At 35.7% G+C, this 15,359-nt stretch carries 17 protein-coding genes; 15 read left to right on the top strand and 2 right to left on the bottom strand.

The genetic code is table 11. The features are described from left to right. Nucleotides 1–636: 636 nt before the first annotated feature. The 7 genes from AZF04_RS11575 to AZF04_RS11545 all read left to right on the top strand — a co-directional run bounded on the left by AZF04_RS11575 (nucleotide 637) and on the right by AZF04_RS11545 (nucleotide 7,079). On the top strand, nucleotides 637–1,677 hold the full coding sequence (locus AZF04_RS11575; protein ID WP_061948856.1) for a tetratricopeptide repeat protein: 1,041 nt from the start codon (nucleotides 637–639) through the stop codon (nucleotides 1,675–1,677). A 120-nt stretch (nucleotides 1,678–1,797) separates the two neighbouring features. Next, nucleotides 1,798–2,748 (top strand): thioredoxin-disulfide reductase, encoded by a 951-nt coding sequence (gene trxB / locus AZF04_RS11570; RefSeq protein ID WP_045485085.1) that lies wholly within the window; start codon nucleotides 1,798–1,800, stop codon nucleotides 2,746–2,748. Between the two features lie 428 nt (nucleotides 2,749–3,176). After that, nucleotides 3,177–3,641 carry an NUDIX hydrolase gene (locus tag AZF04_RS11565; protein WP_061948855.1) on the top strand — a complete coding sequence of 155 codons (465 nt, stop codon included), beginning with the start codon at nucleotides 3,177–3,179 and terminating at the stop codon, nucleotides 3,639–3,641. 101 nt (nucleotides 3,642–3,742) lie between these two features. Beyond that, on the top strand, nucleotides 3,743–4,639 hold the full coding sequence (rapZ, locus tag AZF04_RS11560; protein WP_061948854.1) for an RNase adapter RapZ: 897 nt from the start codon (nucleotides 3,743–3,745) through the stop codon (nucleotides 4,637–4,639). Beyond that, nucleotides 4,636–5,586, top strand: coding sequence for a gluconeogenesis factor YvcK family protein (locus AZF04_RS11555; RefSeq protein WP_061948853.1), 951 nt, complete (start codon nucleotides 4,636–4,638; stop codon nucleotides 5,584–5,586). The genes rapZ and AZF04_RS11555 overlap by 4 nt, the downstream gene beginning before the upstream one ends. 251 nt (nucleotides 5,587–5,837) lie before the next feature. Next, nucleotides 5,838–6,785: a DNA-binding protein WhiA gene (whiA, locus tag AZF04_RS11550; RefSeq protein WP_061948852.1), complete on the top strand. Its 948-nt coding sequence runs from the start codon at nucleotides 5,838–5,840 to the stop codon at nucleotides 6,783–6,785. 39 nt (nucleotides 6,786–6,824) lie between these two features. Then, nucleotides 6,825–7,079, top strand: a complete 255-nt coding sequence (locus tag AZF04_RS11545) for an HPr family phosphocarrier protein (RefSeq protein WP_061948851.1) — start codon at nucleotides 6,825–6,827, stop codon at nucleotides 7,077–7,079. 80 nt (nucleotides 7,080–7,159) lie between these two features. On the opposite strand, the gene AZF04_RS11540 is transcribed toward AZF04_RS11545, so the two are convergent. Continuing rightward, the gene (locus tag AZF04_RS11540) at nucleotides 7,160–7,720 is read right to left on the bottom strand and encodes a CGNR zinc finger domain-containing protein (RefSeq protein WP_061948850.1); all 561 of its coding nucleotides are present in this window, start codon (nucleotides 7,718–7,720) and stop codon (nucleotides 7,160–7,162) included. A gap of 286 nt (nucleotides 7,721–8,006) precedes the next feature. Between AZF04_RS11540 and AZF04_RS11535 the strand changes: the two genes are divergently transcribed. From AZF04_RS11535 to AZF04_RS11520, 4 genes are all read left to right on the top strand, one after another. Next, complete coding sequence (locus AZF04_RS11535; RefSeq protein ID WP_061948849.1) at nucleotides 8,007–8,444, top strand: VOC family protein; 438 nt, start codon at nucleotides 8,007–8,009, stop codon at nucleotides 8,442–8,444. Further along, a complete protein-coding gene (locus tag AZF04_RS11530; protein WP_153017250.1) occupies nucleotides 8,444–9,319 on the top strand; it encodes a PNPOx family protein in 876 nt (291 codons plus the stop codon). The genes AZF04_RS11535 and AZF04_RS11530 overlap by 1 nt, the downstream gene beginning before the upstream one ends. Nucleotides 9,320–9,411: 92 nt before the next feature. After that, nucleotides 9,412–9,774: a nuclear transport factor 2 family protein gene (locus tag AZF04_RS11525; protein WP_061948847.1), complete on the top strand. Its 363-nt coding sequence runs from the start codon at nucleotides 9,412–9,414 to the stop codon at nucleotides 9,772–9,774. Between the two features lie 37 nt (nucleotides 9,775–9,811). Then, nucleotides 9,812–10,327 carry a GrpB family protein gene (locus tag AZF04_RS11520; protein ID WP_061948846.1) on the top strand — a complete coding sequence of 172 codons (516 nt, stop codon included), beginning with the start codon at nucleotides 9,812–9,814 and terminating at the stop codon, nucleotides 10,325–10,327. Between the two features lie 85 nt (nucleotides 10,328–10,412). Here the strand turns inward: AZF04_RS11520 and clpP are convergent, their stop codons facing one another. Then, the gene (gene clpP / locus AZF04_RS11515) at nucleotides 10,413–10,994 is read right to left on the bottom strand and encodes an ATP-dependent Clp endopeptidase proteolytic subunit ClpP (protein WP_061948845.1); all 582 of its coding nucleotides are present in this window, start codon (nucleotides 10,992–10,994) and stop codon (nucleotides 10,413–10,415) included. A 339-nt stretch (nucleotides 10,995–11,333) separates the two neighbouring features. Between clpP and AZF04_RS11510 the strand changes: the two genes are divergently transcribed. The 4 genes from AZF04_RS11510 to AZF04_RS11495 all read left to right on the top strand — a co-directional run bounded on the left by AZF04_RS11510 (nucleotide 11,334) and on the right by AZF04_RS11495 (nucleotide 15,315). Then, nucleotides 11,334–11,585 carry a glutaredoxin family protein gene (locus AZF04_RS11510; RefSeq protein WP_235599976.1) on the top strand — a complete coding sequence of 84 codons (252 nt, stop codon included), beginning with the start codon at nucleotides 11,334–11,336 and terminating at the stop codon, nucleotides 11,583–11,585. Nucleotides 11,586–11,916: 331 nt separating this feature from the next. Then, nucleotides 11,917–12,951: a sugar-binding transcriptional regulator gene (locus AZF04_RS11505; RefSeq protein WP_061948844.1), complete on the top strand. Its 1,035-nt coding sequence runs from the start codon at nucleotides 11,917–11,919 to the stop codon at nucleotides 12,949–12,951. A gap of 59 nt (nucleotides 12,952–13,010) precedes the next feature. Further along, on the top strand, nucleotides 13,011–14,018 hold the full coding sequence (gene gap, locus AZF04_RS11500) for a type I glyceraldehyde-3-phosphate dehydrogenase (RefSeq protein ID WP_045485048.1): 1,008 nt from the start codon (nucleotides 13,011–13,013) through the stop codon (nucleotides 14,016–14,018). 115 nt (nucleotides 14,019–14,133) lie between these two features. Continuing rightward, entirely contained in the window at nucleotides 14,134–15,315 is a 1,182-nt protein-coding gene (locus tag AZF04_RS11495) for a phosphoglycerate kinase (RefSeq protein ID WP_061948843.1), read from the top strand. Nucleotides 15,316–15,359: the final 44 nt, after the last annotated feature.

The following is a 15,359-nucleotide window of genomic DNA, read 5'->3' as shown; positions in this document are numbered from 1 at the left end:
GTTTGTATGACTACGCCCAAGACAGATTCGACTTAAAAACAGCCTAACAAAGTCATCAACTCATTGTGAATTCTTTTACACATAAATATAGACTTGACTGCTTGCACACAAGGAAAGAGTCAAAAGGAAAAGCTCTATTCGCCCGAAACTGGAGCCGCACAACGAAAATAGTCAAAAGGAAAGGTTCTATTGACTATTAAAAAACTTCAACCGCTAAAAAGGGTTAAAAGAACGCCCTTTAATGAACGGAAAAAGGCAAACCCGCAGTTAGACTGGGTCAAGTTCGATTTTGGCAGAACTGAATGCTATATACTTTTACATAGAAAAAGCACCTCAAAAATATTGCGGGTGCTTTTTTTATGCTTTCTCGATATCGATTTTTTGAATTTGTTTAATTTTTATAGTAATAATGTTTAAAATTAGATCTACCTTTTGGTTGCTAAGTCATGCTATGGTTAAAATAAATAGTATATCGAGGGAAATTAAATCAATGGAATCATCAGTATTTAATAGGGTTCGATTTTAATAAAGGTTCTGATTGTAACAGCATTTATCATTCTAATTTATAAAGGGTCGAAAAGTTTGCATGATATAGTATAATTGTGGCATGAAAGAACAGTGGAGGTTTTACAGTTAATGGAATTTACCCATCCGAAGCAGGAAAGTAAAAAAGTGATACCTTTTATTCAAAATGGTGATTACTTTTTCCATAGAGGTATTATTGCTTATAGAAAAAAACATTTACAAAGAGCGGTTAAGCTTTTTCAGCGTGCAGTGAAGCTGACAAATCAAGAACCAGTATTTCATATACAGTTAGCAGCTGTTTTATCCGAAATAGGTCATTATGAGCAATCTAATGATATTCTTCGAAAGGTGCTAGAAGAGCATAATGAAGAAGAACAGGTAGATTGTTATTTCTTTATGGCAAATAACTATGCCTATCTAGGGTTATTTGATAGAGCCCAAGTATCAGCAGAAAAATATATAACCATGCAACCAGAAGGCAATTTTGCCAATGATGCCAAAGACTTGCTCGAGTTATTAGAATTTGAGTATGAGGATGGAGCATTATGGAATGATAATCATGATGATGAATTTTTAATGAAGCATGAGAGAGCGCGTGTTTATTTAAAAAACGGTGATTGTTTATCTGCTATTCCGATATTAGAAGAGATTATTAGTAAAAGGCCCACCCATTGGTCAGCTTATAATCATCTTGCAGAAGCTTTATTTCGCTTAGAGGATGAGCGTGGCTTCGAGATTTCCTCGCAAGTATTAAGTGAAGATGAAAGTAATCTGTTTGTTCGAGCAAATTTAGCTCTATATTATCTGAAACAAGGTAATAACAATAAGGCTGAGCCTTACATACGTTCAATACGTATTGTTTACCCAATTGATTATGAAAATTATTTATTTTTAGCAGAGGTCCTTTGTGCAGCAGGAGATTATGAAGAGGTTAAAGAGCGGTTTGAAAGAATGGCTGATTCATTCTATCATGAAAATGAACGATTGTTATATTGTTATGCCGTTTCCCTAATGCACACAGGTGAAAAGGAAAGGGCATTAAATTTCGTAAAAAAATCCGCTTCTCTAGGCTGTGCAAAAAGTAAAGAGCTGATAAAGAGCGGAAATGATACTTCTTTGAAGCAGTGGACCTATCATCCTTGGGATGCATAGCATATAAAATGTTTATTAAATGAGAAAATAGTTAGATTAAGCATAAATATAGACTTTTTTGACCGTATTGTATACGATCTAATTATCAGCAGAATTGTTTAGAATTAGGGAGTGAGTGAAATGACAGATGAAAAAATATATGACGTAATCATTGCAGGAGCTGGCCCAGCAGGCATGACGGCGGCGGTTTATACGTCTAGAGCTAATTTATCTACTTTAATGATAGAAAGAGGAATCCCTGGTGGACAGATGGCTAATACAGAAGAGGTAGAAAATTACCCGGGTTTTGAGCATATTCTTGGACCAGAGTTATCTAATAAAATGTTTGAACATGCAAAAAAATTCGGTGCTGAATATGCATATGGTGATATAAAAGAAATTAAAGATGAAGGTGAACTAAAAGTTGTTCATGCAGGTTCCAAAGAATATAAAACGAGAGCTGTAATTGTCACGACGGGTGCGGAGTATAAAAAAATAGGTGTTCCTGGTGAGAAAGAATACAGTGGTAGAGGAGTTTCTTATTGTGCGGTCTGTGACGGAGCCTTCTTCAAAAATCGAGAGCTTGTTGTAATAGGTGGTGGAGATTCAGCAGTTGAGGAAGCTGTTTATTTAACAAAGTTTGCTTCAAAGGTTACGGTTATTCATCGGCGAGACCAATTAAGAGCTCAAAAAATTCTTCAAGATCGAGCGTTTAATAATGATAAGGTTGAATTTATTTGGGACCACGTTGTGAATGAAATTAACGGAGAAAATGGTAAGGTGTCCAGTGTGAGCATTGAAAGCACGAAAACTGGAGAAGTAAAAGATTTTTCTGCTGATGGAGTATTTATCTACATTGGAATGCTTCCTTTAAACCAAAGCGTTCAAAATCTAGGAATATTAAATGACGAAGGTTATATTGTTACAAATGAATTAATGGAAACAAGTGTACCTGGGATTTTTGCAGCTGGTGATGTAAGAGAAAAGAATTTACGTCAAATTGTAACAGCTACTGGTGATGGCAGTATTGCTGCTCAGCAAGTTCAGCATTATTTAGAAGAGCTTGAGGAGAAAAAGGTTCAGAACCAGTAAGTCTAAAAAAGAGATGGAAAAAATAAGCGACCTCATATATTTAATAAGTATATTAATATATATGGATAAACGTAATTCGGTCTTAATGCTTCTGTAACAGTCATGAAACAAAAAAGGGGTACTATATAAATAAGTAATTGACCCCCTTTTTTATATAGTTTTTTGCACGGACTTTGAGTCCGTGCCTTTTTTTGTCTAAATGTTCATTTTTAAAGGTTATAAAACCGGTTTTGTTAGGTTCTCAATCCATAAGATTGCCTTTCCAGTTTAAGCTTTTGTATTTGTAAGCTTCAATTCTTATATTAACTTTACTGAGAAAAGAGTAATCATCTGTTTTCAGAATTCTCCATGAAAGTCTTGTCCAAATAATTGTGACGTTAAAAAAATAGATGTATAATATAGTAGTATGAAAACGTGAGGTGAATGGATTGCAAAGGGTTACGAATTGTATTTTAGTCAACAATGAAGAAGTTCTACTCTTACAAAAACCGAGTAGAGGCTGGTGGGTAGCACCAGGCGGCAAAATGGAACCAGGTGAAACGATTAAAGAGTCTGCTGTTCGTGAATTCCGAGAAGAAACTGGCTTACACCTTCAAGATGCAGAATTAAAAGCAGTTTGTTCAATGGTCATTATCGAAGAAAATACGATTATTTCCGAGTGGATGATGTTTACTTTTGCAGCAGATTCATTTACAGGTTATCAATTAGAAAATTCTCCAGAAGGAAAGTTAGGCTGGAAGGAGAAATCTATTATAAAGGATTTACCAATGGCAGAGGGCGATTTATATATTATGAATCACATCCTACAGGGAGAAGGGATTCTTTATGCAACCTTCCATTATACACCTGACTTTAAGCTGTTATCTTATCGGCTAGATCCTAGTCCACAATAGAAGAATGTATAATAAAAACTCGTCCAACACGAGTTTTTATTTAAAATGATAGAAATATGATCGCTAAAGAAACATAGAAATAGGTAGAAGAGGTGGAAGCAATGTCGGATTTGAAAAAAGAAATAGAAATTGTGATTATTACAGGAATGTCAGGAGCAGGTAAAACAGTAGCAGTTCAAAGCTTTGAAGATTTAGGATATTTCTGTGTCGATAATCTGCCACCAGCATTAATTCCTAAATTCGTTGATTTAATTGAAGGCTCCAATGGAAGTATGAGTAAGGTTGCGTTAGTGATTGATCTTAGAAGTCAATCCTTTTTTGAGGATTTATTTAAGACAATCGATACCATAAGTGTGCCAGCACATTATCATTTGCATGTTAAAATTCTCTTTCTGGATGCGAAGGATAATAAACTCGTCCAAAGGTATAAAGAAACGAGGCGTTCTCATCCACTTTCAAAAGGAGGCTTACCTTTAGATGGTATTTTAGAGGAACGAGAGCTCCTTGAAGAGATGAAGGGAAGAGCGCAGCAAATTATTGATACGACCGATTTAAAGCCGGTTCAGCTTCGTGAAAAAATTATAGAGAGCTATAAAACAAATACGACCTCTTCTTTTGTTGTTAATGTCGTTTCTTTTGGTTTTAAATACGGAATTCCGATTGATGCGGATCTTGCCTTTGATGTTCGATTTTTACCTAACCCCCATTATATTGAGCATATGAGACCAAAAACAGGATTAGAAGAAGAGGTTTCTTCTTACGTTCTCAAATGGGGAGAAACACAGCAACTCATCACCAAGTTAAAGGACTTATTGGATTTCATGCTACCTCAGTATAAGAGAGAAGGAAAAAGCCAAGTAGTGATAGCGATTGGTTGTACGGGAGGTAAGCATCGCTCTGTTACGCTAGCAGAATATTTTAGCAAGGAATTCTCGAAAGAATATGATGTGCGCACAAGTCACCGTGATATTGATAAAGGAAAGGGTCGAATTCATTGAATAAAAAAGTAGTCGTTCTAGGAGGAGGAACCGGATTATCCGTTCTGCTAAGAGGACTTAAAACATTTCCTGTCGACATTACCGCAATCGTAACGGTGGCTGATGATGGTGGAAGCTCAGGGCGTTTAAGAGAAGAATTAGATGTTCCACCACCTGGAGATATTCGTAATGTTTTGATTGCTTTAGCAGAGGTAGAACCTTTAGTAGAAGAGTTGTTTCAGCATCGATTCAAAAATGGAAATGGACTTTCAGGTCATTCTTTAGGCAACCTTCTATTAGCGGGTATGACATCAATAACTGGTGACTTTGCCAAAGGGATATCCGAGATTAGTAAAGTATTAAATGTTAGAGGAAAAGTATTACCGGCGACCAATAGGAGTGTTGTACTACATGCTGAAATGGAAGATGGTGAAATTATTTCAGGAGAATCGAAAATTCCTCAAGCCAATAAGGCTATTAAAAGGGTTTTCTTAACGCCTGAACATATTCATCCATTGACAGAAAGCTTGAAAGAAATCCAACAAGCAGACTTAATTATTTTAGGTCCTGGCAGTTTATATACAAGTGTACTGCCTAATTTATTAGTTCCAGGAATGGTAGAGGCTATCTGTTCTGCAAAGGCAGCGAAAGTGTATATCTCTAATGTGATGACACAAAAAGGGGAAACCGATCAGCATACGGCAAGTGACCATTTACAAAGTATTATCAATCATTGTGGTGCTGATTGCGTAAGTCATATTTTAGTTCATGAAACGCCAATTTCCTACGAGGTACAGAAGAGATATGCAAGTGAGGGTGCAGAACCGGTTATTATGGACTTAGATAAGCTAGATCAAATCGGTGTGAAGGTGATCAGAGACCACTTCGTTATTGAAAGAGGTACTAGTTTAAGACACGATGCTATAAAAGTATCAAAGGCACTTCTTAAAATTATCGATGAAAAGTAATTAAGACTTTAGCCATATACCTTGAAAAAGTGATATGATAGAAATATTGACATAAAGAATGTAGGAGCGTTTTATATCATTGTTTATTAAGAAGGAAACAGCGTATTCTTTTAATAAATAGACAAGTTATGTAAGGGGTCTTCTAGCTTTTTTAAATCATTCCGTGTGAGTTTATGATACTTTCTGATTGGAGTAATGTTTACTCTTGGATCAATACTGAAATGACTACACGGCTGAAAGGAGTGAGCACAATGTCCTTCGCAGCTACAACGAAAAAGGAACTAACTCAATTAGAAAGTGAAGATTGCTGTGCGACGGCAGAGCTAGCCGCACTTATCAGAATGAATGGTTCTCTTTCCTTCGGTAATCAACAATTAAGCTTAGATGTTACGACAGAAAATGCTGCAATTGCTCGTCGTATCTATACATTAATAAAAAGACAATATCCCGATATTTTTTTAGAACTACTTGTTCGAAAAAAAATGAGATTAAAAAAGAACAATGTTTATCTAGTAAGGATCTCTAAGCAAGCTAGAACACTTTTAGAGCAGTTAGATATAGTGGGGGAAGGAATGCTTATAAAGAGAGAAATTTCTCCACAACTGACAAACAAATCATGCTGTAAAAGAGCGTATTTAAGAGGCGCATTTCTCGCTGGTGGTTCAATTAATCACCCGGAGACTTCTTCTTACCATTTGGAGATTTTTTCCTTCTATCAAGAGCACAATGACTCTCTTTGTCATTTAATGAATGAATATGGATTAAATGCTAAAACGTTAGAGAGAAAAAAAGGGTTTATAACCTATATGAAGGAAAGCGAGAAAATTACCGAGTTCCTTAATATTATTGGCGCTCATCAGGCATTGTTATATTTTGAAGATGTAAGAATTATGAAGGATATGAGAAACTCCGTGAATCGCTTAGTGAATTGTGAAACCGCTAATTTAAATAAAACAGTTGGAGCTGCATTAAGACAGGTTGAAAACATTAAACTTGTTGAACGAGAGTATGGACTAGAGAAATTAGCTCCAAAACTTCGAGAAATAGCTATTTTAAGAATGAATCACCAAGATGTTACCTTAAAAGAATTGGGTGAAATGGTAGAGGGTGGAGTTGTCAGTAAGTCTGGTGTGAATCATCGCCTTAAAAAAATAGATGAAATGGCTGATAAGATTCGTTCCGGGCAAATGATTGATTGAAATCATACAGAAGCTGAATAAAAAAGGAGGAGTCGTTATATGGTTCAAAAACAGGTAGTCGTGCAATTAAAGTCAGGATTACAGGCTCGCACGGCGGCTAAATTTGTACAAGAGGCGAATCGCTTTGCATCAGATGTTTTTATTGAAAGAGAGAATAGAAAGGTCAATGCTAAAAGTATTATGGGTCTAATGAGCTTAGCTATTGGACATAAAACGGAAATCGTTTTATCTGTAGAAGGACATGATGAAGACGAAGCCTTATCTGCACTTATCGAATTTGTAGAGTCAGAATAAGCGAAATTTACTTTGAATTTATAACATACTTTTATAAAAAAACGCAGTTAAGTAAAGAGAAGCTTTACTAGCTGCGTTTTTTATTTTTGTTTATTGTGTCGCGATACCTTCATTCGATTACCGCATATTTTCATCGAGCACCATTTTCGCCGACCACTAGTATCTAAAAACAGTAAGACACAATCTGGATTAGCGCAGCGTCGAAGTGTATGTAGTTCACCACTTGTATATAATTGTAACGCATCGAATGCTATTAACGAAACAATGGCATCTGATGAAGAACCAACAGGGATCGGGACAAGAGAGCCTGAAATTAGTTTGTATGATAAAGGTGCTTTTTCAATTAATTGTTCCAAATAAGAGCTCCACTGCTCATTAAGATTTCCTCGTTCTATCATTGTTTCAAATCCATCACGTAAAAATTCCCTTAAATGAAATAGAGTATCTAGTTCTCCAGCTACTACATCTTCAAAATTAAATTGCTCATTCACAATATTTTCTGAATGGTTCATGTTCTTAATCCAATCTCCAAAGCTTCCTTTTAGTAAATCATGTCTGATTCCTCTTTTAACTATTTCTGTATTCACTAAATTTAGAGATAAATGCTTTGAAATGACTGGGAAAATGGTATTCTCCGACAACTTTTTTCCTCCTGCTCCGCTAGTAGTTTTTAAAACTAACTATATTATACCCTATTTACAGGTTAATTAAAAACGTTTAAACTAACCATATGAATTTATTTTAGTGGTTAGTTTAGGGGTGGGCTACTAAAATGATATATGTATCCTCAGGGAAAAAGTATTGAGTTTGAATATCAAAAAATTTAAAAATATTTAAAGTGGAAAGGGTGTTCATATTTAGATTGATTATAAGTATTTTGCTCAATAACTTTCGATAAAAATAAGGAACTAGAAGGGAGAATTAGATATGAAAACGGGTCATGTAGGATTAAACGTTAAAAATCTAGAAACGTCCATTTCATTTTATACAGATGTATTTGGGCTAGAGGTGATATCAAAATCATTGGAGGATGGGAAAAAATTTGCCTTCCTAGGGCACAACGGAGACATTACTATAACATTATGGGAACAAAGCCAAAATGAATTCTCAAAAAATCAGTCGGGTCTTCATCATTTAGCCTTTGAAACGGATTCCCTTGATTCAGTAAAACAATTGGAAAGTAAGCTAATTGAAATGGGCACGAAAATGATTTATCGGGGGGTAACACTTCATGAAGAAGGGGCAGGATCAGGAGGGATTTTCTTCTTAGATCCGGATGGGATCCGACTAGAAATATATACTGCGTCTGTTGAACACTCTGATCATTCTTCAAATTCAGAAGGTCCTGCTTGTGGGTTCTTTTAATGATGAGATATCACAGAGGGGAAATAGAAGTCCAAGAAAAATCTTCTGTAAGAGAAGAGGCTAAAAAAGTTAGTAAAATCATTCGTAATCACATTGTGGAAGTAGCGGCAAAGTTTATTGAACAACAAGTAATGCTAATTATTGGGTTGAAGAATAAAGAAGGCTTTGTATGGTCCTCTATTGTTTACGGTAACCCTGGCTTTGTCAAAGTAAATGATGAGCAGACATTATCAATCTTTTCTTTACCAGATTCAACGGATCCAGTATTTAATGGTCTTACTATAGGCAATACTATAGGAATTTTAGCCATAGAATTTTCGGCTAGAAAAAGAATGAGAGTAAACGGGGTTATCACACAAGTTAATAATAAGGGATTTCAAATTAAAACAACGGAGGTGTATTCTAACTGCCCTAAATTCATACAATCACGTACATTTTTAGGTTTTAGAAAAATCAAAGACTTGGAAGGGAAATTTTTTACAAAGCTGAATCAAGAGCAACTCGAAAAGGTATTACAATCTGATACATTTTTTATAGCCACCCATCATTCAGAGAATGGAGCAGATGCCTCCCATCGAGGAGGTCAGCCAGGGTTTGTTCGTATCATTGATTCCAATACTTTAAAAATTAAAGATTATCCAGGAAATAATATGTTCAATACCTTAGGAAACTTAGTAGAGAATCATCAATCGGGATTGTTGTTCGTTGATTTTGAGGATGGAAATTTTCTTCAAATGAATGGAGAATCAACTATAGATTGGATTGATAACGAAAAGTCTATTACTTTTAGGATTAAACAAATAAGAAGTGTAAAGGGTGGTTTTCCACTTAGATGGAGTTTTAATCAATATTCTCCGTTCAATCCTCCTATATAATGGAGGTACTTAGTTATGAGAACGAACAAAGGAGCCGAAACGTTAAACGCGCATTTATAAGAAATTAAAAAGCTGAAAAGGAGGATTGTGTCATGACTGAAAATAGACATAACCTAAAGGTTCATTTACAGGAACTCGAGGAAAGTCATTTAAAACCAGAAATTCGTTCATCAAGTATAGAATTAGATAAAATATTGGCAGATGACTTCTTTGAGTACGGAAGTTCAGGGACAGTTATATACAAAAAAGATTGTATAGTTGAAGGTGGAATAGAAGTAGGCGATCTTTCTCTTTTTGAATTTGACATTCATCCTTTGTCAACTGAGTCGGTGCTAACGACTTACCGAGTGAGAGATGAAACGAAGAATCAAGATACTTTGAGAAGCTCCATTTGGAAATGGATTGATGGCAGGTGGCAGCTATTTTTTCATCAAGGAACCGTTGCTAAACGTTAATGGTGGTTAGCTAATAAATATTTATTGGGGTGAAGGAATGATAAAACCAACTGTCTATTTAATGGATTATCAGTCACGATGGAAAGAGCAATTCAAGCTTGAGAGGGATAATATTTTGAATGTAATAGGGGATAAAATAGCTGCTATTGAACACATTGGTAGTACTTCAATAGAGGGATTAAAGGCTAAACCGATTATTGACATCATGGTAGGAGTAAAGGATTTAAGCATTACAGAAAATCTTATTTCCCCTTTAAGTGAGATTGATTTTGAATATATTCCAAAGCCAGAATTAACAGATAGGAGGTTTTTTAGAAAGGGAGAATGGGGGAAGGGTACTTGTCATTTACATATTTGTGAAATACATAGTACAGAATGGTCTGAAAAAATAGGGTTTCGTAATTACCTTAGAAAACATCCCAAAATGGCTGAAAATTATACGTTGCTAAAAAGTGAATTAGCTACTAAATATAAGTATGACAGACAAACCTACACTCAAAAAAAAGAACCTTTTATTAAAAATATTATTGAGCTTGCCAAAGGTGAACGGTGAATGGTTTTATCTATTTGTTGAAAGGTGAGATTTTTAGGGCAAAAAAAAGAGTCCGATAGTTAAAACGGACTCTTTTTGTGTTTACTTAGTTTGGTTTAATAATATCATCGATAAGACCGTATTCTTTAGCCTTATCTGCTGACATGAAGTTATCACGGTCTGTATCACGAGAAATAACATCTAATGATTGACCTGTACGTTCAGCTAAAATTTTGTTTAATGTTTCACGCATTTCAATAATACGACGAGCATGAATTTCAATGTCAGATGCTTGACCTTGCGTACCACCAAGTGGCTGATGAATCATGACTTCACTGTTTGGGAGGGCATAACGCTTACCAGGCTCCCCAGCAGCAAGTAAAAATGCTCCCATAGATGCAGCCATACCGATGCAGATCGTTGATACTTTAGGTTTGATGAATTGCATCGTATCATAAATAGCCATACCTGCTGTAATGGAACCACCTGGACTGTTAATATAAAGTGAAATGTCTTTTTCAGGGTCCTCAGCGTTTAAAAATAGAAGCTGTGCCACAATAGAGTTAGCCACATTATCATCGATCGCAGATCCTAACATAACAATTCGGTCTTTTAATAATCGTGAATAAATGTCATAGGCTCTTTCACCACGATTTGTTTGTTCAATAACTGTAGGAATTAAATTCATAATAGTAAAGCCTCCTTATATTTGTAATCAATCTTTTAATGTAGTGGTAATTTATGTACATCATACCTAAAAGGTCAAAGAAGGTCAAATGATTTGCTTCTTCTTTAACATATATTCATGATTACATATAAAAATCCCTTCTTACAGGATAGCCGAATTTATAAAAATTGAAACAGAATTTTGATGATTAAACTAAATCAAGGTTTTGCAGTGAAATATTTCAACTTTAAGAAGGACAGTCTTTCTATTAAGAAGCTGACCATTTGAATTATTTCCTTATAATCTGTTAACATATCATTGTTACCATAAAAATTGTTTAAAGCTAGGTGAAAAGGGAATATGATTACTGTCCAGGTCATGTCAAGAAATAATTGTCCATTGTGCACAGAGGCTATCGCTCAATTACGTAACTTACAAAGAGATTATAACTTTGAATTAGAAGTGATTGATATTTACCAAGATGATCAATTATTAGAAAAATATCAATTAATGATTCCGGTCGTGTTGGTGGAAGATGTAGAAATCGGCTATGGGCATATCGAAGACCAGCAGGTAATTTCTGCCATAGACACTCATTCTAACAAGCTGTAGTCGACCCGAATAGCTTTATTATAGGTAGGCTAAGAAAATGTTTGTGAATTTGCTTTGTGAGAAAATTTAACTTGTTTACTTTCATAAACATTGTTAAAATGAAGTGGAAGATAAGAAGGATATTTTTTTAATCTAGTCGGGACGTAAAATGTCACAGCGGGACCTTTTTGTTCCCGTAGTATTTTTAGAGAATGTAGGGAATAATGAAAAAGGTTTTGTTTAGTCCCATTTTCTAAACCGTCATTATATTACTCTCACTATTTTAAAAGGTTGTATAGTACTACTGTTCACTGAATGATTTAAACCTGTTTTTGAAAGGAAGCATTTATTGATGAAATCTTTAATTTCTTTACAAAAACAACTTTTACCAGATGTATTAGAAGTCATGGTAAAGCGATATGCAATCTTACAAAATATTCGCTTAATGCAACCAATTGGAAGAAGAAACTTATCTTCAAATCTTCAAATATCTGAACGAGTCTTGAGAAGTGAAGTCACTTTTTTAAAAGAGCAAAGACTTGTGCATTTTGCTACCTCAGGAATGAGTTTAACAGAGCAAGGTGAATTGTTGTTTATAGAATTAGAAGAAATGATGAAAGAATTGTTAGGTCTAAGCACCTTAGAGCAAAGGCTTCAAAGTAAGCTAGGAGTTACTAAAGTAATAGTAGTCTCCGGAGATAGCGATGATAATGACTGGGTTAAGCATGAAATGGGTCGTGCGGCAGTATTAGAACTCAATTCAAAGGTAAAAGCTAAGGACGTTATTGCGGTTATGGGCGGAACGACATTGGCTGCTGTTGCTTCTATGATGACAGCCGATACGAAAATGAAGGAAGTTGTTTTTGTTCCAGCAAGAGGCGGGCTAGGCGAGCGTGTGGAAAATCAAGCAAATACGATTAGTGCAGAGTTTGCTAGCAGGGCTGGCGCAGAGTACCGATTGCTTCATGTACCCGACCAATTAAGTGAGGAAGCTTATTCTTCTTTAAGATTAGAACCGTCTGTACAAGAAATTTTAGCTCTTATCAAATCAGCTGCAGTTGTCATTCATGGAATTGGAGTCGCTGAAACGATGGCTTTACGCCGTAATTCAGCAGCTAAAATCAAAAATCATTTATCTGACGATGAAGCAGTTGGTGAAGCTTTTGGTTATTATTTTAATAAAAATGGAGAAATTATCTATAAACAACGTACGATTGGTTTACAACTAGATGAATTAGACCAAAATAAGTATGTAATTTCAGTAGCAGGTGGACATTCAAAGGCCAAGGCAATACTTGCTTATATGAAAAATTGCCCTAGTGATGTGTTAATTACAGACGAAGGGGCAGCGAGAAGTTTACTTGAAAATGAGATATCACTTAGTTAGATAAAAGGGTTATCCCTTTTTGATATAAAATAGTATGGAATTAATAGGAGGAGATTTAAATGGCAACAAAAATCGGTATTAATGGTTTTGGAAGAATTGGACGTAATGTATTCCGTGCAGCTTTAAACAACCCAAATGTAGAGGTTGTAGCAATCAATGACTTAACGGATGCTAATATGCTTGCTCACTTATTAAAGTACGATACAGTACACGGTAAGTTAGACGCTAAAGTTGAAGTAAAAGAAAATGCATTAGTTGTAAATGGTTCTGAAATTAATGTTTCTGCAGAACGTGATCCTGCTAAGCTTGCTTGGGCAGACCGTGGAGTAGAAGTAGTAATTGAATCAACTGGATTCTTCACAAAGCGTTCTGACGCTGCAAAACACATTGAAGCTGGCGCTAAAAAAGTTATCATTTCAGCTCCTGCATCTGACGAAGATATTACAATCGTTATGGGAGTTAATGAAGATAAATATGAAGCTGGTAGCCATGATGTTATCTCTAACGCTTCTTGTACAACAAACTGTTTAGCTCCATTTGCTAAAGTTTTAAACGATCAATTTGGTATCCGTCGTGGTATGATGACAACTGTTCACTCATATACAAATGATCAACAAATTCTAGATTTACCACATAAAGACTATCGTCGTGCTCGTGCGGCTGCTGAGAACATTATCCCAACAACTACTGGTGCTGCGAAAGCTGTTGCTCTAGTATTACCAGAGTTAAAAGGAAAATTAAACGGTGGTGCAATGCGTGTTCCAACTCCAAACGTATCACTAGTTGACTTAGTAGCAGAGCTTGATAAAGATGTAACAGCAGAAGAAGTAAACGCAGCTCTTAAAGAAGCAGCAGAAGGTCCATTAAAAGGAATCTTAGAATTCAGTGATGAGCCATTAGTTTCTGGTGACTATAATGGTAACCCAGCATCTTCAACAGTTGATGGTTTATCAACAATGGTTATGGAAGGAAACATGGTAAAAGTCATTTCTTGGTATGACAACGAGTCTGGTTACTCAAATCGTGTAGTAGACCTTGTTGAGTATATCGCTAGCAAAGGACTATAATTTCTTAATAAAATAAAAAAGGGTGGGGAGGAGAACAATTTTCTTACTCCCCTTTCCATTGATTAAAAAGGTATAATAGACTGTGGTTGGTTAATAAGAGGAGGCATGGATCTCAATGAATAAGAAAAGCATACGTGATTTAGATTTAGCAGGAAAAAAGGTTTTTTGTCGGGTAGATTTTAATGTTCCAATGAAAGATGGAGCGATTACTGATGATACTCGTTTGCGTGCTGCTATTCCTACGATCGAGTACTTAGTAAACGAAGGTGCAAAAGTAATCTTAGCTAGCCATTTAGGAAGACCTAAAGGCGAAGTGAACGAAGAATTAAGATTAACACCTGTTGCACAAAAGCTAAGTCAATTACTAGGTAAAGAAGTTAAAAAAGTGGATGAAGCTTTTGGTCCTGTTGCTGAAGATGCGGCGAACGGATTAACAAATGGTGAAATCTTACTTTTAGAAAATGTACGTTTCTATCCTGGTGAAGAGAAAAATGACTCTGAATTAGCAAAAGCTTTTGCTTCATTAGCAGATATCTTTGTTAATGATGCCTTTGGTACAGCACATCGTGCGCATGCTTCAACGGAGGGAATTGCTCATCATCTTCCAGCTGTAGCAGGATTGCTAATGGAGAAAGAATTAGATGTATTAGGAAATGCACTACTATCTCCTGAAAGACCGTTCACAGCTATTATTGGTGGAGCGAAGGTAAAAGATAAAATCGGTGTTATTGAGAATTTACTTGAAAAAGTAGATAACTTAATTATTGGTGGTGGACTAGCTTATACTTTTGTGAAAGCTTTAGGACACGAAATCGGAAAATCGCTTCTTGAGGAAGATAAAATCGAGCTTGCCAAAACATTTATGGATAAGGCAAAAGAAAATAATGTGAATTTCTACCTTCCAGTGGATGTGACCATTGCTGATGATTTCTCAAACGATGCTAACATTAAAATCGTCCCAATTGAAGAAATTCCATCAGATTGGGAAGCTCTTGATATTGGATCGAAAACATTAGCTACTTATCAAAAAGTAGTAAATGAATCAAAGCTCGTTATTTGGAATGGCCCAATGGGTGTATTTGAATTAGAAGCTTTCTCAAAAGGAACAAAAGGTGTAGCACAAGCTCTTGCTGATAGTGAAGCTTATTCTGTTATTGGTGGTGGAGACTCAGCAGCAGCAGCAGAGCAATTTGGACTTGCCGATCAAATGAGTCATATCTCAACAGGTGGCGGCGCTTCTCTTGAGTTTATGGAAGGAAAAGAACTTCCAGGTGTTGTCGCTTTAAATGATAAATAAAGATTTGTAATAGGAGGGGCGTAGGCTTTTCTGAAGCTTATAGC

Source organism: Alkalihalobacillus trypoxylicola, assembly GCF_001590785.1.
Classification (GTDB): Bacteria; Bacillota; Bacilli; order Bacillales; family Bacillaceae_D; genus Alkalihalobacillus; species Alkalihalobacillus trypoxylicola.
This window is presented reverse-complemented; position numbering and strand designations above follow the sequence as displayed.